This window comes from Thalassotalea nanhaiensis, from assembly GCF_031583575.1.
Classification (GTDB): Bacteria; Pseudomonadota; Gammaproteobacteria; order Enterobacterales; family Alteromonadaceae; genus Thalassotalea_A; species Thalassotalea_A nanhaiensis.
In genome coordinates, this window is sequence record NZ_CP134146.1 from 883,917 (window position 1) to 900,922 (window position 17,006).

General features: G+C 38.1%; 16 protein-coding genes. 14 read left to right on the forward strand and 2 right to left on the reverse strand.

Going from position 1 to position 17,006, the window contains the following annotated elements; genetic code table 11:
• The first annotated feature begins 187 nt into the window (after window positions 1-187).
• From RI845_RS03995 to djlA, 3 genes are read left to right on the forward strand one after another with little or no spacing between them, the layout of a single operon-like run.
• Entirely contained in the window at window positions 188-1,198 is a 1,011-nt protein-coding gene (locus tag RI845_RS03995; protein WP_348388463.1) for an aminoglycoside phosphotransferase family protein, read from the forward strand.
• The gene (gene murU, locus RI845_RS04000) at window positions 1,195-1,869 is read left to right on the forward strand and encodes an N-acetylmuramate alpha-1-phosphate uridylyltransferase MurU (protein ID WP_348388464.1); all 675 of its coding nucleotides are present in this window, start codon (window positions 1,195-1,197) and stop codon (window positions 1,867-1,869) included. Before RI845_RS03995 ends, murU begins: the two co-directional genes overlap by 4 nt.
• 1 nt (window position 1,870) lies before the next feature.
• A complete protein-coding gene (gene djlA / locus RI845_RS04005) occupies window positions 1,871-2,659 on the forward strand; it encodes a co-chaperone DjlA (RefSeq protein WP_348388465.1) in 789 nt (262 codons plus the stop codon).
• 36 nt (window positions 2,660-2,695) lie between these two features.
• Here djlA and lpxL read toward each other — a convergent pair whose 3' ends face one another.
• Window positions 2,696-3,634, reverse strand: a complete 939-nt coding sequence (lpxL, locus tag RI845_RS04010; RefSeq protein WP_348388466.1) for an LpxL/LpxP family Kdo(2)-lipid IV(A) lauroyl/palmitoleoyl acyltransferase — start codon at window positions 3,632-3,634, stop codon at window positions 2,696-2,698.
• Window positions 3,635-3,768: 134 nt separating this feature from the next.
• Between lpxL and hldE the strand changes: the two genes are divergently transcribed.
• Window positions 3,769-5,196, forward strand: coding sequence for a bifunctional D-glycero-beta-D-manno-heptose-7-phosphate kinase/D-glycero-beta-D-manno-heptose 1-phosphate adenylyltransferase HldE (gene hldE / locus RI845_RS04015; protein WP_348388467.1), 1,428 nt, complete (start codon window positions 3,769-3,771; stop codon window positions 5,194-5,196).
• A 230-nt stretch (window positions 5,197-5,426) separates the two neighbouring features.
• Here the strand turns inward: hldE and tolC are convergent, their stop codons facing one another.
• The gene (gene tolC, locus RI845_RS04020; RefSeq protein WP_348388468.1) at window positions 5,427-6,752 is read right to left on the reverse strand and encodes an outer membrane channel protein TolC; all 1,326 of its coding nucleotides are present in this window, start codon (window positions 6,750-6,752) and stop codon (window positions 5,427-5,429) included.
• A gap of 160 nt (window positions 6,753-6,912) precedes the next feature.
• Between tolC and RI845_RS04025 the strand changes: the two genes are divergently transcribed.
• The 10 genes from RI845_RS04025 (at window position 6,913) to parC (ending at window position 16,869) form a co-directional block, all read left to right on the forward strand.
• The gene (locus RI845_RS04025; protein ID WP_348388469.1) at window positions 6,913-7,539 is read left to right on the forward strand and encodes an NUDIX domain-containing protein; all 627 of its coding nucleotides are present in this window, start codon (window positions 6,913-6,915) and stop codon (window positions 7,537-7,539) included.
• Window positions 7,540-7,569: 30 nt separating this feature from the next.
• Complete coding sequence (locus tag RI845_RS04030) at window positions 7,570-8,019, forward strand: DUF1249 domain-containing protein (protein ID WP_348388470.1); 450 nt, start codon at window positions 7,570-7,572, stop codon at window positions 8,017-8,019.
• 21 nt (window positions 8,020-8,040) lie between these two features.
• Window positions 8,041-8,796 carry a metallophosphoesterase gene (locus RI845_RS04035; RefSeq protein ID WP_348388471.1) on the forward strand — a complete coding sequence of 252 codons (756 nt, stop codon included), beginning with the start codon at window positions 8,041-8,043 and terminating at the stop codon, window positions 8,794-8,796.
• 19 nt (window positions 8,797-8,815) lie between these two features.
• Window positions 8,816-9,406, forward strand: a complete 591-nt coding sequence (locus RI845_RS04040; protein ID WP_348388472.1) for a YqiA/YcfP family alpha/beta fold hydrolase — start codon at window positions 8,816-8,818, stop codon at window positions 9,404-9,406.
• A 114-nt stretch (window positions 9,407-9,520) separates the two neighbouring features.
• A complete protein-coding gene (gene parE / locus RI845_RS04045; RefSeq protein ID WP_348388473.1) occupies window positions 9,521-11,410 on the forward strand; it encodes a DNA topoisomerase IV subunit B in 1,890 nt (629 codons plus the stop codon).
• A gap of 230 nt (window positions 11,411-11,640) precedes the next feature.
• A complete protein-coding gene (locus RI845_RS04050; RefSeq protein ID WP_348388474.1) occupies window positions 11,641-12,198 on the forward strand; it encodes a lipid-binding SYLF domain-containing protein in 558 nt (185 codons plus the stop codon).
• A gap of 91 nt (window positions 12,199-12,289) precedes the next feature.
• The gene (locus tag RI845_RS04055; protein ID WP_348388475.1) at window positions 12,290-12,808 is read left to right on the forward strand and encodes a hypothetical protein; all 519 of its coding nucleotides are present in this window, start codon (window positions 12,290-12,292) and stop codon (window positions 12,806-12,808) included.
• 130 nt (window positions 12,809-12,938) lie between these two features.
• Window positions 12,939-13,463, forward strand: a complete 525-nt coding sequence (locus RI845_RS04060; RefSeq protein WP_348388476.1) for a lipid-binding SYLF domain-containing protein — start codon at window positions 12,939-12,941, stop codon at window positions 13,461-13,463.
• Window positions 13,464-13,912: 449 nt separating this feature from the next.
• A complete protein-coding gene (locus RI845_RS04065; protein WP_348388477.1) occupies window positions 13,913-14,341 on the forward strand; it encodes a VOC family protein in 429 nt (142 codons plus the stop codon).
• Between the two features lie 263 nt (window positions 14,342-14,604).
• Window positions 14,605-16,869, forward strand: a complete 2,265-nt coding sequence (parC, locus tag RI845_RS04070; protein ID WP_348388478.1) for a DNA topoisomerase IV subunit A — start codon at window positions 14,605-14,607, stop codon at window positions 16,867-16,869.
• The last annotated feature ends 137 nt before the right edge of the window (window positions 16,870-17,006 follow it).

The following is a 17,006-nucleotide window of genomic DNA, read 5'->3' on the forward strand; positions in this document are numbered from 1 at the left end:
TACGACTGCATGGACGCAGGAGATAGTGCGACTCAGGAGACAAAGCCGAGCACTACTATGCTACATTCCAATCGCCTTGTTCAAGATGAGTTTCGTTTGAACAAAACTTGAACTTGAAAGGTCAACACGCCCTAAAGTATATTGTAATTAATTCTAGTTTATTCACCTCAAATGTGGAGTGTTTTTGTTGTCAGCTCTAACTCGTAAGCAAAAATTTGAAACCTGGTTAGCTCATAGTTTCCCAAACGAACAGATCAACATTATCCCTTTGTCAGGAGATGCTGGTTTTAGAGTTTATTATCGTTTAATTTTGGCTGAAACAAGCTATATCGTTGTCGATGCGCCACCAGAAAAATTAAACAATTTAGCATTTGTAAGTTTAGCGCACTGTTTTCGAGCTTCTGGTTTAGTCGTTCCTGAAATTATTCATTATGATGAAATCAATGGCTTTATGTGTTTATCTGATTTTGGCGATACGTTATTAAGTGAGAAACTTAACAAGTCGACAATAACCGCACTATATGAAAAAGCGATAAAGCTGTTACCAAAAATTCAACAAACTTCAGCGCAAGAACAGTGGCCGCTGCCAATTTATGATGCACCATTTTTACAATTGGAAATGGAAATCTTTAGTGAGTGGTTAGTAATAAAACACTTAAATATCACCTTAACCAGTGATGAAGAAAAACAACTACGACAATGCTTTAATTTATTAACAGCAAGTGCGCTCGAACAACCGCAAGTAACAGTACATCGGGATTTTCACAGCCGTAATTTAATGTTAATTGATAATGATGATATTGCGGTAATAGATTTCCAAGATGCTGTTACAGGACCAACTACCTATGACTTGGTTTCATTACTTAGAGATTGCTATGTGCGTTGGGATGATGAATTAATTGAACCACACATTCGTACTTATTATTTGAATAATAAAATCGAAGTGAGCTATCAGCAATTTAAACGTTGGTTCGACCTTATGGGACTACAGCGACATATAAAAGCGAGTGGCATCTTTGCTCGTTTGTATCATCGTGATAATAAACCTGGATACTTGCAAGATATTCCGTTGACGTTGTCATATATAATAGACATTGCGGCAAGGTATCCGGAGTTAACCTTTTTAAGTGATTTAGTGCAAAGTAAAATAATGCCCAGTGTTACTAAACTTTCCTATCAGCCAGAGGTTAAAATATGAAGGCAATGATATTAGCTGCAGGGCGAGGGGAAAGGATGAAACCTCTCACCGATGATTGCCCAAAGCCGTTATTAAAAGTGGCAGGGATCCCATTAATAGAACATCATTTAAATAACTTAAAAGCTGCTGGAATAACAGATATTGTTATAAACCATGCCTGGCTTGGGGAAAAGATAGAAAAGTACTTTGGCAACGGTCAAGAATTTGGTGTTTCTATTCAATACAGCGCCGAACGTGAAGGTGCATTAGAAACTGCAGGCGGGATTGTGAAAGCATTGCCGCTGTTAGGAAGTAAACCTTTTTTAATCGTTAATGGTGATATTTATTGTCAGTATCCATTTGAAAAAATCCCTTCATTAAAAGAGGGGGAGCTTGCTCATTTAATTTTGGTCAAAAATCCTGAGCATAATCCCAAAGGGGATTTTGCCTTTAACAATGACAAGTTAAAGTGGGGCGAAGAATTTAACAATAAATACACATATTCCGGTATTGGACTTTATCAACCTAAATTATTTACTCATTTGAAGATTGAAAAAGCGCCATTAGCACCCATCTTAATTGCTGCGATGAAAAATGATAATATCAGCGGTAGTTTATATTCTGGTTTGTGGAGTGATATTGGTACTCCACAGCGGTTAGCGCAAATAAATAAATTAGTAATGGAAAAGTAATATGCGAATTTGGGGTAAAGTATTTGGTTTTGCGCTTGGGTTTATGGCTGGTCGAATAATTGGAGCAATTATTGGATTATGGCTGGGACATAAGTTTGACCAAGGCATGGGCATGGACTTTAATGCCTTCAATAAGCAAAATGATAGTGACCGTCAAAATGCCTTTTTTAAGGCTACTTTTTCAGTAATGGGGCATATTACTAAAGCAAGTGGCCGTGTCACCGAAGATGAAATCGCCTTCGCCAGTGGCGCGATGAAGCGTTGGGGACTAAATCAAGATACCACCACAATAGCCCAGCAAGCATTTAATGAAGGCAAACAGGAATTTTTTGACTTAGAAAAGCAACTAAGGCAATTGAAAAGCTCTTGTTTTGGTCGCCATGATTTATTGCAGATGTTTATTGAAATTCAAATTCAAGCGGCATTTGCTGACGGCGAATTACATCCTAAAGAGCGACAAATTCTTCATAAAATAGCGAGAAGTTTAGGCATTTCAGCGCGAGAGTTGGACTTTTTGTTAGATAGAATTGTTGCTGGTGAACAGTTCCATCAAGGCGGAAGTCAAACCCCTGCGCAAGCAAAAAATCAACTGCAAAATGCTTATAAGATACTTGGCGTAACGGCCAATACAGAGCATAAAGAAGTGAAGAAAGCCTATCGTAAATTAATGTCTCAACATCACCCAGATAAACTTGTTGCTAAAGGTTTACCGCCCGAGTTGATGGAAGATGCCAAGCAAAAAGCACAGGATATTCAAGCTGCATATGAGTTAATTACAGCACAAAAATAACTTGTAAGAAAAAGGGGGGAGCCCCCTTTTATTTGTTTAATCGTAAAACTTAGGATCAGCTTTATTGGGGCGTGTTTTAAATCTACGATGCAGCCACATGTACTGATCTGGCTCGCGCAAAATAGCCTGCTCAACCAGTTTGTTAATTCTGATAATGTCCTGTTCATCATCGCCGCTTGGAAAGTTTTCCAAAGCCGGTAAAAACTCAAGAATATAGCCACTATCATCGGGTAAGCGCCTTGGTATCAGCATCAATGTTTTAACATTCTTAACCTTAGCAAACAACATCGTACCAAACGTCGATGCGGTATGTTCTACATTGAAGAAAGGCACAAAAATAGAACGTTTACGGCCATAGTCTTGGTCTGGCAAATATACACATGTTTCTTTTGAACGAAGGGCTTTTATCATGCCTTTAACGTCGGTTTTATCAATCATGTATTTGTTTGAGCGTGAACGTCCACTATGTTGGAAGTACTCCATTAATGCATTATGGTTTGGTCGATAAAAAGCTACTGTTGGATGTACATGACCAGTTGCACGGCCAGAGAATTCTAAGCTCAGATAATGCAGCGTGAGCAATAAAATACCGCTGCCATCAGATTTTGCTTGTTCTAAGTGTTCTAAACCCGACACATTAATTTTGCGCTTAACTCGCCAGTCTGGCCACCACCAGCCCATGCCTGTTTCAAACAAACCGATGCCAGTATTTTCAAAGTTCTTTTTAAGCATTACTTGGCGTTCTTGTTCAGAAAGTTCGGGAAAGCAAACTTCAATATTCTTTTTGGCAACCTTTAAGCGGGAACCGCCAATTTTCATCATTAACCGACCAACGATACGACCCATTAATAGTTGGACTTTATAAGGCAACCATGAAATAGCGTATAAAATAATAACAGCAAGCCAAGTTAGCCAATATTTTGGCAATAGGAAGCTAAGCTTAAATTTTTCTTGTATAACTTTGTTTTTGCTCAAGGATTCATCAACTCATTGAAAAGCTTATGTTACACTATACTCAATAACACAAATAATTGCCTGTTAAGGTCCAAGTTGAAGTATTGAATTAGTGTTTAATGTATTCAGCTATTATATCCATTTTGGAAACCAGTATGAAAGTAGATATCCCAAATTTTAATAAAGCCAGAGTTCTCGTTGTTGGTGATGTTATGTTAGACCGTTATTGGTCTGGTCCTACGGGAAGAATTTCACCGGAAGCACCAGTACCTGTGGTTAAAATTAATAATCATGAAGATAGACCCGGCGGTGCAGCCAACGTAGCATTAAATATTGCCAGTTTGGGTGGGCAAGTGACGCTTTCAGGCCTTACTGGTGAAGATGATGTGGCCGATAATTTAGATACCAATTTGTCTGCGATGGATGTTATTTGTAAATTTTCACGCAGTGTTGATGTGCCAACTATTACAAAGTTGAGAGTCTTAAGTCGTAATCAACAGTTACTGCGTTTAGATTTTGAAGAATCACTGCATCATTTAGACAAAACTGAACTTAATAATTTAGTTGAACAAAACCTTCGTCAACACCACCTTTTATTATTGTCTGATTACGATAAAGGTACGTTATCTAACGTAAGTGAATTAATCGCCCTGGCCAAGAAAAACAATATTCCCGTACTAGTCGATCCAAAGGGCTCTGACTTTACAAAATACAGAGGTGCAACATTAATTACGCCAAACCTATCTGAATTTGAAGGGGTTGTAGGACCGTGTAAAGATGAGGCTGAATTAGTCGCAAAAGGGCAACAACTGTTAATTGACCTAGATTTACAAGCATTATTGGTAACCCGTTCTGAACATGGTATGACCTTAATTAGAGCAAATGAAGAAGAATTGCATTTACCTACCCAAGCTCAAGAAGTTTATGATGTTACTGGTGCAGGAGATACCGTTATCGCAACATTAGCCTTGGCTATTGCTGCGGGTTCATCTTTCTGTGAAGCTAGCGCGTTAGCCAATATTGCTGCAGGTGTGGTTGTCGGTAAAATTGGTACATCTACTGTCAGTGAAGTTGAGATCGCTCAAGCCATTTCATCTGGACAAGAAAGTGGCTCAGGTGTGGTAAGTGAAGAGCAATTAAAAATTATGATCGCTCAAGCCAAACAACGTGGTGAGAAGGTAGTTATGACCAATGGTTGTTTTGATATTTTACATGCCGGTCATGTTTCTTATTTAAGCCATGCAGGTAAATTAGGTGATCGATTAATTGTCGCTGTTAATGATGATGACTCGGTTAAACGCTTGAAAGGAAGTGGCCGACCGGTAAATCCTATGGATAGACGTATGGCGGTATTAGCCGGCCTAGGAGCTGTTGATTGGGTGGTAAGTTTTTCTGAAGATACACCACAACGTTTGATTGCCAACTTATTACCAAATACCTTAGTTAAAGGTGGAGATTATAAAGTTGAAGATATTGCTGGTGGCAAAGAAGTCATAGCAGCAGGCGGTGAAGTGCAAGTGCTTAACTTTGAAGAAGGTATTTCTACAACTGAAATTATCAACACTATTCGTTTAGAAGACTAGTCGAGACACGAGTCTGGCCCTGAATTAGGAACTTAGTGCCATCCATGGCAAGTAGGCATTCCTTCTTCCTTGAAGTGAGCCGACTTTGATGCCATCCATGGCAAGTAGGCATTCCTTCTTCCTTGAAGTGAGCCGACTTTGATGCCATCCATGGCAAGTAGGCATTCCTTCTTCCTTGAAGTAAAAAGGCGACCATTTGGTCGCCTTTATTATATCTACAGTATTTAAGATTAATTTACTTCAGATAAACCTTGGTTTATTGCAGCAATATCCTGTTCTGAAATAGTACCTGCAGCTTCTTTCAAACGTAGCATGTTGGTAATGTATTGGTAACGAGTCGTAGATAGATTACGTTTAGCGTTATACAAGTTACGTGTACTTTCTAACACATCAACAATAGTACGAGTACCAACTTCAAAACCTGCTTCTGTTGCTTTTAACGCACTTTCAGCTGAAATTACCGATTGCTCAAAGGCTTTAACACCTGAGATTGTGGCAACGATAGTATTGTATGAATTACGAGATTCACGCACGATACCACGGTAAGTAATTTGCATATCTTGGCTAGCAGCAACATAGTTATGTTGGGCAGCTCGAACTTTTGAGCTGGTGTTGCCACCAGAATAAATTGGTACGTTTAATTGAATACCAATTGATTGATCATCTTGCTCATAAGATGTTAATGCTGAGTAATCATCATCAACATCACTTTGGCCAATGCTACCAGTCAAGCTAAGAGTCGGTAAGTGACCGGCACTTTCAATATCAATGGCTTCTTTCGATATATCCATGCTGATTTTTTGTGAAATCAACTGTAAATTTTTCGCTTCTGCCATTTTTTGCCAATCATTAGCACTACTTGGAGAAGGCATTACGGCACTAAAACGTTCAGTGTTTAATACGTTTAAATCTCTTGGGTAAGCACCGGTTATTTCGCGAAGAATTTCCTCAGAGGTATAAACCGCGTTTTGTGCGCGAATTTCTTCGGCAATTGAGTTATCAAATTGAGCCTGAGCTTCATGAACGTCTGTAATTGCTGTTAAACCAACAGAGAAACGTTGTTTAGTTTGTTCTAATTGACGTTCAATTGCTTTTTTCTCTGCTTGGGCGAAATCTAATCCGTCATAGGCAGCTAGAACATTAAAGTAGGCTTCAGTAACGCGAGTGATCATTTGTTGTTTAACAAATTGATAATTAATATCACTTTGGTGCGCACGTTTTTTCGCTGTGTCTAAACCTAACCAGCTATTGTGATGGTATAACTGCATATTCAAATTTAATGCAATACGAGTTGTTTCACTGTCTTGTACTGTATTGCCTTCGATTTCAACTTCTTGAGTACCGAAAGATGCAATAGCATTTAATTGAGGCATTAATACTGAACGAGACTGTTCAATCGTTTCTTGAGCCGATTTAAACTGAGCTTCAGCTCTTAAAACTGTAGGATCATTTTGTAGTGCTAACTGGTATATTTCTTGTAAATCTTGTGCGGCTACTATTGAACTAGAGCTAGCTAACACAACACCAATAAATAAAGAGTTAAATTTGTTTGTCATGAGTTTCTTTTCCATTATTTACACAAACTGCCTTATATTTGCTAGTTAGTGTAGCGTTTTTTAATGCTATGCTGAACAATAATAAATCAATTCAACCTGAATAAAGTGTAACAGAATTTTTTTTGTAACACATTGTTATAGCTAAAAAGTATTACAACATATGACAAAGAGTAACACTATTAAACAATATTGTTCTGGCGATGTCACCGTAATGGCACGCGATATTAAGTACCATGGGTTTTTTCGTATTGATCAATATCAAATTAAACATAGATTATTTAATGGACAATGGAGCGGGTTAATTTCACGTGAAATATTTGAACGTGGTGATGCTGTGGTGTTAATTCCCTACGATCCTGTTAACAAAAATGTATTGTTAATTGAACAGTTTCGCCCTGGTGCTGTTCGAACAGAATCATGTCCTTGGTGTTTTGAGTTTATTGCCGGTATGTTTGGCGAGAATGAGCGCCCAATAGATGTGGCAATTAGAGAGGCAGAAGAAGAAGCCAATCTGATTGTTAATGAGCATCAAATACGACATGTAATGAATTATTTATCCAGCCCAGGTGGAACAAGTGAGAAGTTATATATGTACGTCGCGTTAATGGACCTCTCTAAAGTCGTTAATGGTTGCGTTTCAGGCCTTGATGAAGAGAATGAGGATATAAAGTCGCACTTAATGGAGTTAGATAGCGCCATTAATTTGTTAAATGATGGTAAGATCAATAATGCATCAACAATTATTGGCTTACAGTGGTTGGCATTGAATCATACAGAACTGGTCTAAATATTAATTAATATTGGAATATAAATTAAAATGGCAAAATATCGCCCAAGCTTGAAAGGGCTTGATCAATCATTTGAAAAAAACTATATGCTGATAACCCGTTTACTCGGGGATATGGATATTGAGGGTGATGAGCGATATTTTTTTATTACCGATGTACTGGAATATAAAATAGCGATAACCGAGAAAACTAAATACACTCATGTGGTTGAGTTTAAACAACTGGTCAGTCAAACAGAATCATTAGCGAGTAAAGTACATTTACCTAAGCCAAGTATGACAATTCGTATTTATCACGATGCGCGTTTAGCCGAAGTAATAGAAAGCCAATACATAAAGCAAATTAAACCTAGATATGATTACCCTAATCAGGAAATGCATTTACCTGATGAAAAACAGCAAACTCAGCATTTTCTTACTGAATGGCTGCACCTTTGTTTAACAGAAGGTAAAGCAAACATACACCTTGATATCAAATAGTATATAAAGCCTAACATAACGATGAATTCTATAACTATCGCTCAATTTTCAGATTGCCATTTGTTTTCGACTAAAGGTGGTATGCATTATGGTCATAATGTTTTCACCAACCTTACAAGCGTACTTTCTGAACTCGCTAGTATGAAAGACTTAGATGCCGCTGTATTCACTGGTGACTTAACTCAAGATCATAGTGATGAATCGTATCAACTGTTTAATCAAGTAATTATTGACAGCAACCTGAGTTGCCCGATTTATTGGTTAGCGGGAAATCATGATGACACTTTGTTGCTAAGCAAACACTTAACAGCAATGAATATTCAAGCGGACAAAGATATAACAATGAATGATTGGCGTTTGTTATTAATCGACTCTAAAAGTGACACGCCTGCAGGTTTGGTCAACGAAAAACAACAAGGGAGAATTCGAAGTAAAACTAAGGATATTGAAAACACCTTAATCTTTATGCATCATCACGCCATTGATGTTGGTTATTTTATTGATAAACATGGCCTGAAAAACCAACAAGAATTTTGGATGGCGGTCGATCATAATAAAACGATAAAAGCCATTTGTTGTGGACATATACATCAAGGGTTAAATATCGTAGCAAACGAGCAATATTCAGTGCCACTATATACATGCCCGGCTACTTCAATACAATTTGACCCACAAGCTGATACTGTTTCAGCATTGAACAGCGGCCCAGGGTATCGTTTGCTGGAGTTGTTTAGCGACGGCACTATAAAAACGTCGATTAATCATTTACCACAATAAACCGTTAGCAGAATAATTAATGAAACAAAAAATATTGGTGATTCATGGTTTTAACAGTTCACCACAATCACTAAAAGCTCAAATAACCAAGCAATATATCCAACAAAACTTCCCGAGTGTCGAAGTGATTTGTCCGCAGTTGTTATCAAATCCTAATGCCGCTATAGAGCAATTAAGCAATATTATTGACAGTGATAATCAATGTCGGTGGTTTTTAACCGGTTCATCACTTGGTGGCTACTTTGCCACCTATTTGGCTGATAAATATAATTTAAAAGCGGCATTGATAAACCCGGCAGTAAAGCCTTATGAATTATTAGACGATATTCTTGGTGAACAAACCAACCCATATACCAATGAAGTGTATCAAGTCACTCTTGAGCACATGCACCATTTAAAGACCTTTGAAATTGATAAAATAAACGCAAAAAATCTTTTAGTTATGGTACAAACAGGTGATGAAGTGTTAGATTATCAACAAGCAGTTAATAAATACCAACAAAGCCAGCTTTGTGTGCAGCAAGGTGGTGATCATAGCTTTATTAATTTTGACAAAATGCTGCCAGATATTGTTAATTTTTTTCAGTTAAATAAAACCATTAGCAATTGAAATTAATTCAATAATATAATTAATATCTAAACCGTTCAGTTAACTTGATTCAACGGGTTAACTGAAGTAAAAATATAAACAGTGTTATCGATAATAAAATAACTAGAAGAATCCATGACTGATCAATATAACTCCGAATCCATTGAAGTCTTAAGTGGCTTAGACCCAGTACGTCGCCGACCGGGCATGTACACTGATACCATTCGCCCTAACCATCTTGGCCAAGAGGTGATCGATAACTCAGTCGATGAAGCATTAGCCGGCCATGCACAAAATATTCAAGTGATATTACATGAAGATCAATCATTAGAAGTTATTGATGATGGTCGTGGTATGCCAACTGATATACATCCAGAAGAAGGTGTCCCAGGCGTTGAATTAATATTTTGCCGATTACACGCCGGTGGTAAATTTTCTGGTGATAACTATCAATTTTCTGGTGGTCTCCATGGTGTTGGTATTTCGGTTGTTAATGCATTATCCAATCGTGTTGAAGTAACAGTTAAGCGTAATCAACAAGTATTTGAGATGGCATTTGAGCATGGCGAAAAAGTTTCAGATCTAACGGTTGTAGGTGAGGTTGGCAAACGTAATACAGGAACTAGAGTCCGTTTTTGGCCGGATGCTAGCTATTTTGATTCGCATAAATTCTCAGTTTCTAAACTTATTCATATTTTAAAAGCAAAAGCGGTACTTTGTCCCGGCTTAAATATAAAGTTTAATGACAAGGTTTCTAATACTAAACACCAGTGGTGTTACCAAAACGGTTTACAAGATTACTTAGTTGAAGCGCTTAAGGGGTATGTGAGCTTACCGGAAGTACCATTCATTGGTTCGTTCACGTCACAACATGAAGCTGTAGACTGGGCTGTGTGTTGGTTGCCAGAAGGTGGTGAAAGCGTTGGTGAGAGTTATGTAAACTTAATACCGACAATCCAAGGCGGTACTCATGTAAATGGTTTACGTCAAGGTCTGCTCGATTCAATGCGCGAGTTTTGTGAGTTCAGAAATTTAATCCCGCGCGGCCTTAAATTAACACCGGATGATATCTGGGACAAATGTTCGTATATTCTTTCGGTTAAAATTCAAGACCCGCAATTTGCTGGACAAACTAAAGAACGTTTATCATCACGTCAATGTGCTGCCTTTGTATCAGGTGTGGTAAAAGACTCATTTAGTTTATGGCTAAATGAACATACTGAAATTGCTGAAGCGCTTGCCGAATTTTGTATCTCTAACGCGCAACGTCGATTGCGAGCGAGTAAAAAGGTCGTTCGTAAAAAGGTAACACAAGGCCCAGCATTGCCAGGGAAATTAACCGACTGTGGTTCTGGCGAACCGGAGCGAACAGAATTGTTTTTAGTAGAGGGTGACTCTGCGGGTGGTAGTGCTAAACAAGCTCGCGACAGAGACTTTCAAGCAATTATGCCTTTACGCGGTAAAATTCTTAACTCATGGGAAGTTGAATCAGGGCAAATTTTAGCCTCACAAGAAATTCACGATATTTCTGTTGCGTTAGGAATTGATCCTGACTCTGAAGATTTATCAACACTAAGATATGGCAAAATTTGTATATTAGCTGATGCCGATTCGGATGGGTTACATATTGCCACATTACTTTGTGCACTATTCACTCAACACTTTTTACCATTAGTACAAGCTGGCCATGTATTCGTTGCTATGCCGCCCTTATATCGGATTGATATTGGCAAGGAAGTTTACTATGCCTTAGATGAGCAAGAAAAAGATGGCGTGCTTGACCGAATAGAAGCTGAGAAAAAGCGCGGTAAAGTTAATGTGCAGCGCTTTAAAGGATTAGGTGAAATGAACCCTCTGCAACTTCGTGAAACCACAATGGATCCTAACACCCGTCGCCTAGTACAACTTACGGTTGACGATTTTGATGTGACTATGGAGATAATGGATATGTTGTTATCTAAAAAACGCTCTGGTGATCGCAAAGAATGGCTGCAAGATAAGGGGAATTTGGTCGATTTTGACTAATTAATCAAAACTTTAGCTTTTAACTATACCTAGGTAACCCCCGAATTACCTAGGTTCTATCCTCATACATTTCATTAATTACATTTTTCATACAAATAAATACTATTCACATACAGACAACATAAAATTAACAACTATACTTTATAACAAGTCTAGTTATTTCAGTGAGTTAGTTTTTTGTTTCACTGTAAACTTTTAGCAAATATTATAAAGTAACAATAAAAAAGGTAATGTTGATGAAAAAATTAATTGTACTACTCGCTACTGTCGTTTTATCCGCTTGTTCTGCTACAGGGGATACCCCAGGCGAACAAAAAGCCGCAATTGCTGCGATGAATAACCAAGTTATCGCTGATGTCGAAAAAGCCAGTCCCGGTGCTATGAACCATATTAAGTCGGCGCCCGGTTATGCAACGTTTAGTAATGCTCAAATCAATCTTATTTTTGTTGCTGCTGGTGGCGGCTACGGTGTTGTAAACAATAATCAAACTGGCGCTAAAACATACATGGATATGTATGAAGGCGGTATTGGTTTTGGTTTAGGTGCTAAAGATTTTAGGGCTGTTTTCGTATTTAATACAGCTAAATCAATGAACATGTTTGTTGAAGAAGGTTGGGCGTTTGGCGCTGAAGCCGATGCTGCGGCAAAAGCTGATGAAAAAGGTGGTGAAGTCGGTGGTGGTGTTACCATTGGTGACATTACAGTATATCAGTTAACCGAAACTGGCTTAGCAATACAAGCAACCGTTAAAGGCACTAAATACGTCAAGAATGAAGAATTAAATTAATTTCATCTGCTGTTTACTGTTGTAAGCTGCCAAAAAAATTGGCAGCTTTTTGGGCATTAAACTAAACAAAATTGATTAATAAAAAATATTAATGATGAAACATATTATATTAACTCTGTTATTCGCTTTATTTTCTTGCACAAGCTCAAGTCCTCCCGCTGGACATCAACGTGCAGAGATCCTAAAAATACGTGATTTAACAATTGATCAAATTGATAAGCATGAACCAGAGTTAACTTATCAATTAAAGTCTGCTTCAGGTTATGCCATATTTTCGAATCAAAAAAATAAAAAAATCAAATTGCCCGAAGGGATTGGGATTGGTGTTATCCATAATAATGTAAATGGATCGAATTATTATTTGCTTGCTGATACTGAATTAGTAAAGAGTCCGAACAGTCGATTTATTGTATTGTTTTTAAATGACACCGAAGTGCAAAGCTTTATCAGTTATGCCAAGGTCATTAATGATAAGACATTGATGTCTTCACACCCAAAAATAGATTTAAGTGCAAGAGCCATCAAAATCTATCAAGTTGATATTGATGGCAAAGCTGCGTTAATCACTGTTGACAGTGCTAGATTTTGGCAAAGTGACAGATTAAATTAGTCACCCTTCCTTTATTGGTTACATTTAAAAAACATAATGCTAACAAATCTATCGATCTTAACGTTTCAATAAAATTTATAATTGCCTTATACATTTAGGATAAAAACACTCAAAGAAACAAGGCGTTTATATGAAAACATTTTTTGCACTACTCGTTGCTTTTGTCGTTTCCGGCTGTTCATCTGTTGGTGATACAAGGTATGCAATGGCGAACAATCATATGAATCAAATTAGTAATATTGAAGAGATTAGTCCTGGAGCTCTAACTGAAATTAATGAAGCGCCTGGTTTTGCGGTATTTAGTACTGCAGAGGTAAATTTGCTGGTTGTCTCTACCGGAACAGGCCATGGCGCTGTTTATAATAATGAAACCGGTGAAAGAACATATATGGACGTATTTGAGAGTGGTGTAGGTGTAGGAATTGGTGGTAAAGATGTGAATACGATTTTGGTATTTAACACTATGGAGTCGCTAGAAAAATTTACTGAAGAGGGCTGGATTTTTGATAATGAGCTTGATGCAAGCGGTAATGGTTCTGTTGTAAATGGTGAACAAATTGGCGATATTACTTTGTATCAATCGACTAAAACCGGTGTAAATCTACACGCCATGTTAAAAGGTACTCGCTTCTCCAAAAGTGAAGATTTGAATTAACATTGACAGTTATAAAAGAAGCCGGAGATATTTAAAATGTCTCCGGCTTTTTTAATTCATGGATGAATTAACTTAGAATTACCATGGAGGGTATAAATTCTGTTACATCAGGGAGGATGGAATGTCGACTTGCCATGGATGGCAATAAAGTCGACTCAATTCATGGAAGAAGGAATGCAAATCGCCATGGACCGCTCTATCACATCCTCGGCAATTGCTCCCTGCATTGCTCTAATATACAACATCCATATTGAAAATGTGATCACGGCATATACAACCTCCATGTTGAAAACGGCAATAAAGTCGACTCTATTCATGGATGAATTAACTTAGAATTACCATGGAGGGTATAAATTCTGTTACTCATGGAAGAAGTAATGTAAATCGCCATGGCTGCAAATGGATTTATGTGTACAATATCATTAAGTACATACATTTATAGGCTGAAAATGAGCAATCAAGCTGACAAAACCCTCTGTCATATATCTATTGGTACAAATCAATTAGAACTAGCGGTAGCATTTTATGATGCATTACTACCTACATTAAATATCAATCGAGTAGTTGAACATGAACAAGCCGTTGCTTATGGTAAAAACGGCTACCCTACCTTCTGGGTTCAAATACCCTTTGATCAACAGAAGGCCTCTGTTGGAAATGGTTCACACATTGGCTTTATGGCTACCAGCAAAGCACAAGTGCAACAGTTTTATCAATTAGCCTTAGAGCTTGGCGCAACTTGTAATGGTAAACCCGGACCTAGGAGCGAATACGGTGAACCGTATTATGGGTGTTTTGTAATAGACCTTGACGGCCATAAAATAGAGGCGAGTTTCTGGGATGTTGAGCTTGCAGATAAAATATACGGTAAAAAATAGCTGAATCTAGAAATTTATCCATAATTTCTATTTTGTGAATGAGTAAATTGAGATAAAGTAGTTATATACCAAATTGACTGAATATTTGCTCATTTTGAAAGGTAAAAAATAACTACTTAGTAAAATTGATGCCTTGTATTTATCCCTTTTTCCTTATGAAAAAGTAGAACACATACATAATCAAATTTGTATAAATTAAAATAATAACAAACTTACTAGCAGTGCAATGAAAACATTGCCGACTATAGGGAACACTATTCGTTATGTCTGATGCAATCGAATTAAGTTTAGATGGGATCGAACAGCTCCCACTTAGACGATTTACTGAAGATGCCTACCTAAACTATTCTATGTACGTGATCATGGATCGCGCCTTGCCACATATTGGTGATGGCTTGAAACCTGTACAACGACGTATCATTTATGCAATGAGCGAACTTGGCTTACATGCCGGGGCTAAATATAAAAAATCTGCTCGTACCGTTGGTGATGTATTAGGTAAGTTTCATCCGCATGGCGATTCAGCCTGTTATGAAGCCATGGTATTAATGGCACAACCGTTTTCGTATCGTTATCCATTAGTTGATGGCCAAGGAAACTGGGGTGCGCCAGACGATCCTAAGTCGTTTGCTGCAATGCGTTATACCGAATCTAAACTATCTAAGTTTAGTGAGCTTCTCTTATCAGAATTAGGTCAAGGGACAGTTGACTGGGCGCCGAACTTTGATGGTACGATGAAAGAGCCAAAAACTCTGCCTGCTCGACTCCCTCATATTATGCTTAATGGTATTACCGGTATTGCTGTAGGTATGGCTACCGATATTCCACCACATAATGCTCGAGAAATGGCTAATGCTTGTGTACATTTAATTGAGCAACCCAAAGCCGAGTTAACTGACTTGCTTGAACATGTTCAGGGGCCTGATTATCCGACCGATGCTGAAATTATCACGCCGAGAAATGATATTGAAAAAATATATCAAACTGGTCGTGGCAGCATTAAGATGCGTGCAGTTTATGATATTGAACAAGGTGATGTTGTAATTACAGCATTGCCGCACCAAGCATCTGGTGGAAAAATATTAGAGCAAATAGCAGCACAAATGACTGCGAAAAAGCTGCCTATGGTAGTCGACTTACGCGATGAGTCAGATCATGAAAACCCAACACGTTTAGTCATAGTACCTCGTTCAAACCGTGTTGATATTGAACAATTGATGCAGCATCTGTTTGCCACAACGGATCTAGAGAAAAACTATCGTGTTAACTTAAACATGATTGGTTTGGATAACCGTCCGGCGGTTAAAAATTTAAAACAAATATTAGCTGAATGGATAGAGTATCGCCGAGAGACTATTCGTAGAAGATTGCAGTATCGCTTGGATAAAGTCTTGGCGCGTTTGCATATTTTAGATGGCTTATTGGTTGCCTATTTAAATATTGATGAAGTGATAGCGATTATCCGTGAGTATGATGATCCTAAAGCTGAATTAATGAGCCGTTTTTCGTTAAGTAAAACGCAAGCTGAAGCAATTTTAGAAATAAAGTTACGTCAATTAGCGAAACTTGAAGAAATAAAAATTCGTGCAGAGCAAGATGAACTCGCTGCAGAGCGTGATTCATTAGAGCTAACCTTAGGCTCAAAAGCGCGTATGAACACGTTAATGAAAAAAGAAATTTTAGCTGCCGCGAAAGATTATGGCGATGATCGTCGTTCTAAACTTATAGAACGAGGCGAAGCTAAAGCATTAAATGAAAAAGACTTAATGCCATCAGAGCCAGTCACGGTCGTAGTGTCTGAAAAAGGTTGGGCAAGGGCCGCTAAAGGTCATGATATTGATGCCGTAGGTTTAAGTTATAAAGCCGGTGATGAATATTTATGTTCAGCAAAAGGTCGCAGTAACAGCCCGGCGGTGTTTATCGATTCTAGTGGTAGGGCATTTGCAACTGACGCGCATACCTTACCTTCAGCGAGGAGCCAAGGAGAGCCATTGACCGGACGCTTTAACCTAGCTGCTGGTGAAACGTTCCAACAAGTTGTGATGGCGAGTGACGAGCAGAAATATCTATTAGCATCTGACAGTGGTTACGGCTTTATCGGTAAATTTGCTGATATGGTATCTCGTAATAAAAACGGGAAAGCGTTGTTGAGTTTACCACAAGGTGCTCAAGTTTTAGCTCCTCAAGAAGTCAACGATATTGACAACCAATTATGTCTGGCAATTACCACTGAAGGTAGGATGCTGTTATTCCCGTTAAAAGATTTACCTCAATTAAGTAAAGGTAAGGGCAATAAAATTATTGGTATTCCAACTGCACGAGCAAAAGCTAGAGAAGAGTATGTCACAATTTTAAGTATTATCGGTACTGATGAACCAATAACGCTCTTTGCAGGCAAGCGTAAATTAACGCTTAAACCGAGCGATCTTGAGCACTATAGAGGTGAACGAGGACGTAGAGGTAATAAACTTCCTCGAGGGCTGCAACGCGTTGAAAGAATTACAGTAGGCAATGAGCCCGATTCTTAATAACAATTTATAATTTACAACGACAATAACCCTGGAATTTATTCCGGGGTTATTTACTTCAGGGATGACCATTTTGATCACATCCTTGTGAAAATGGCATATGTTACTCCCTGTAAAAAAAGGAATGGCAGCTAAAC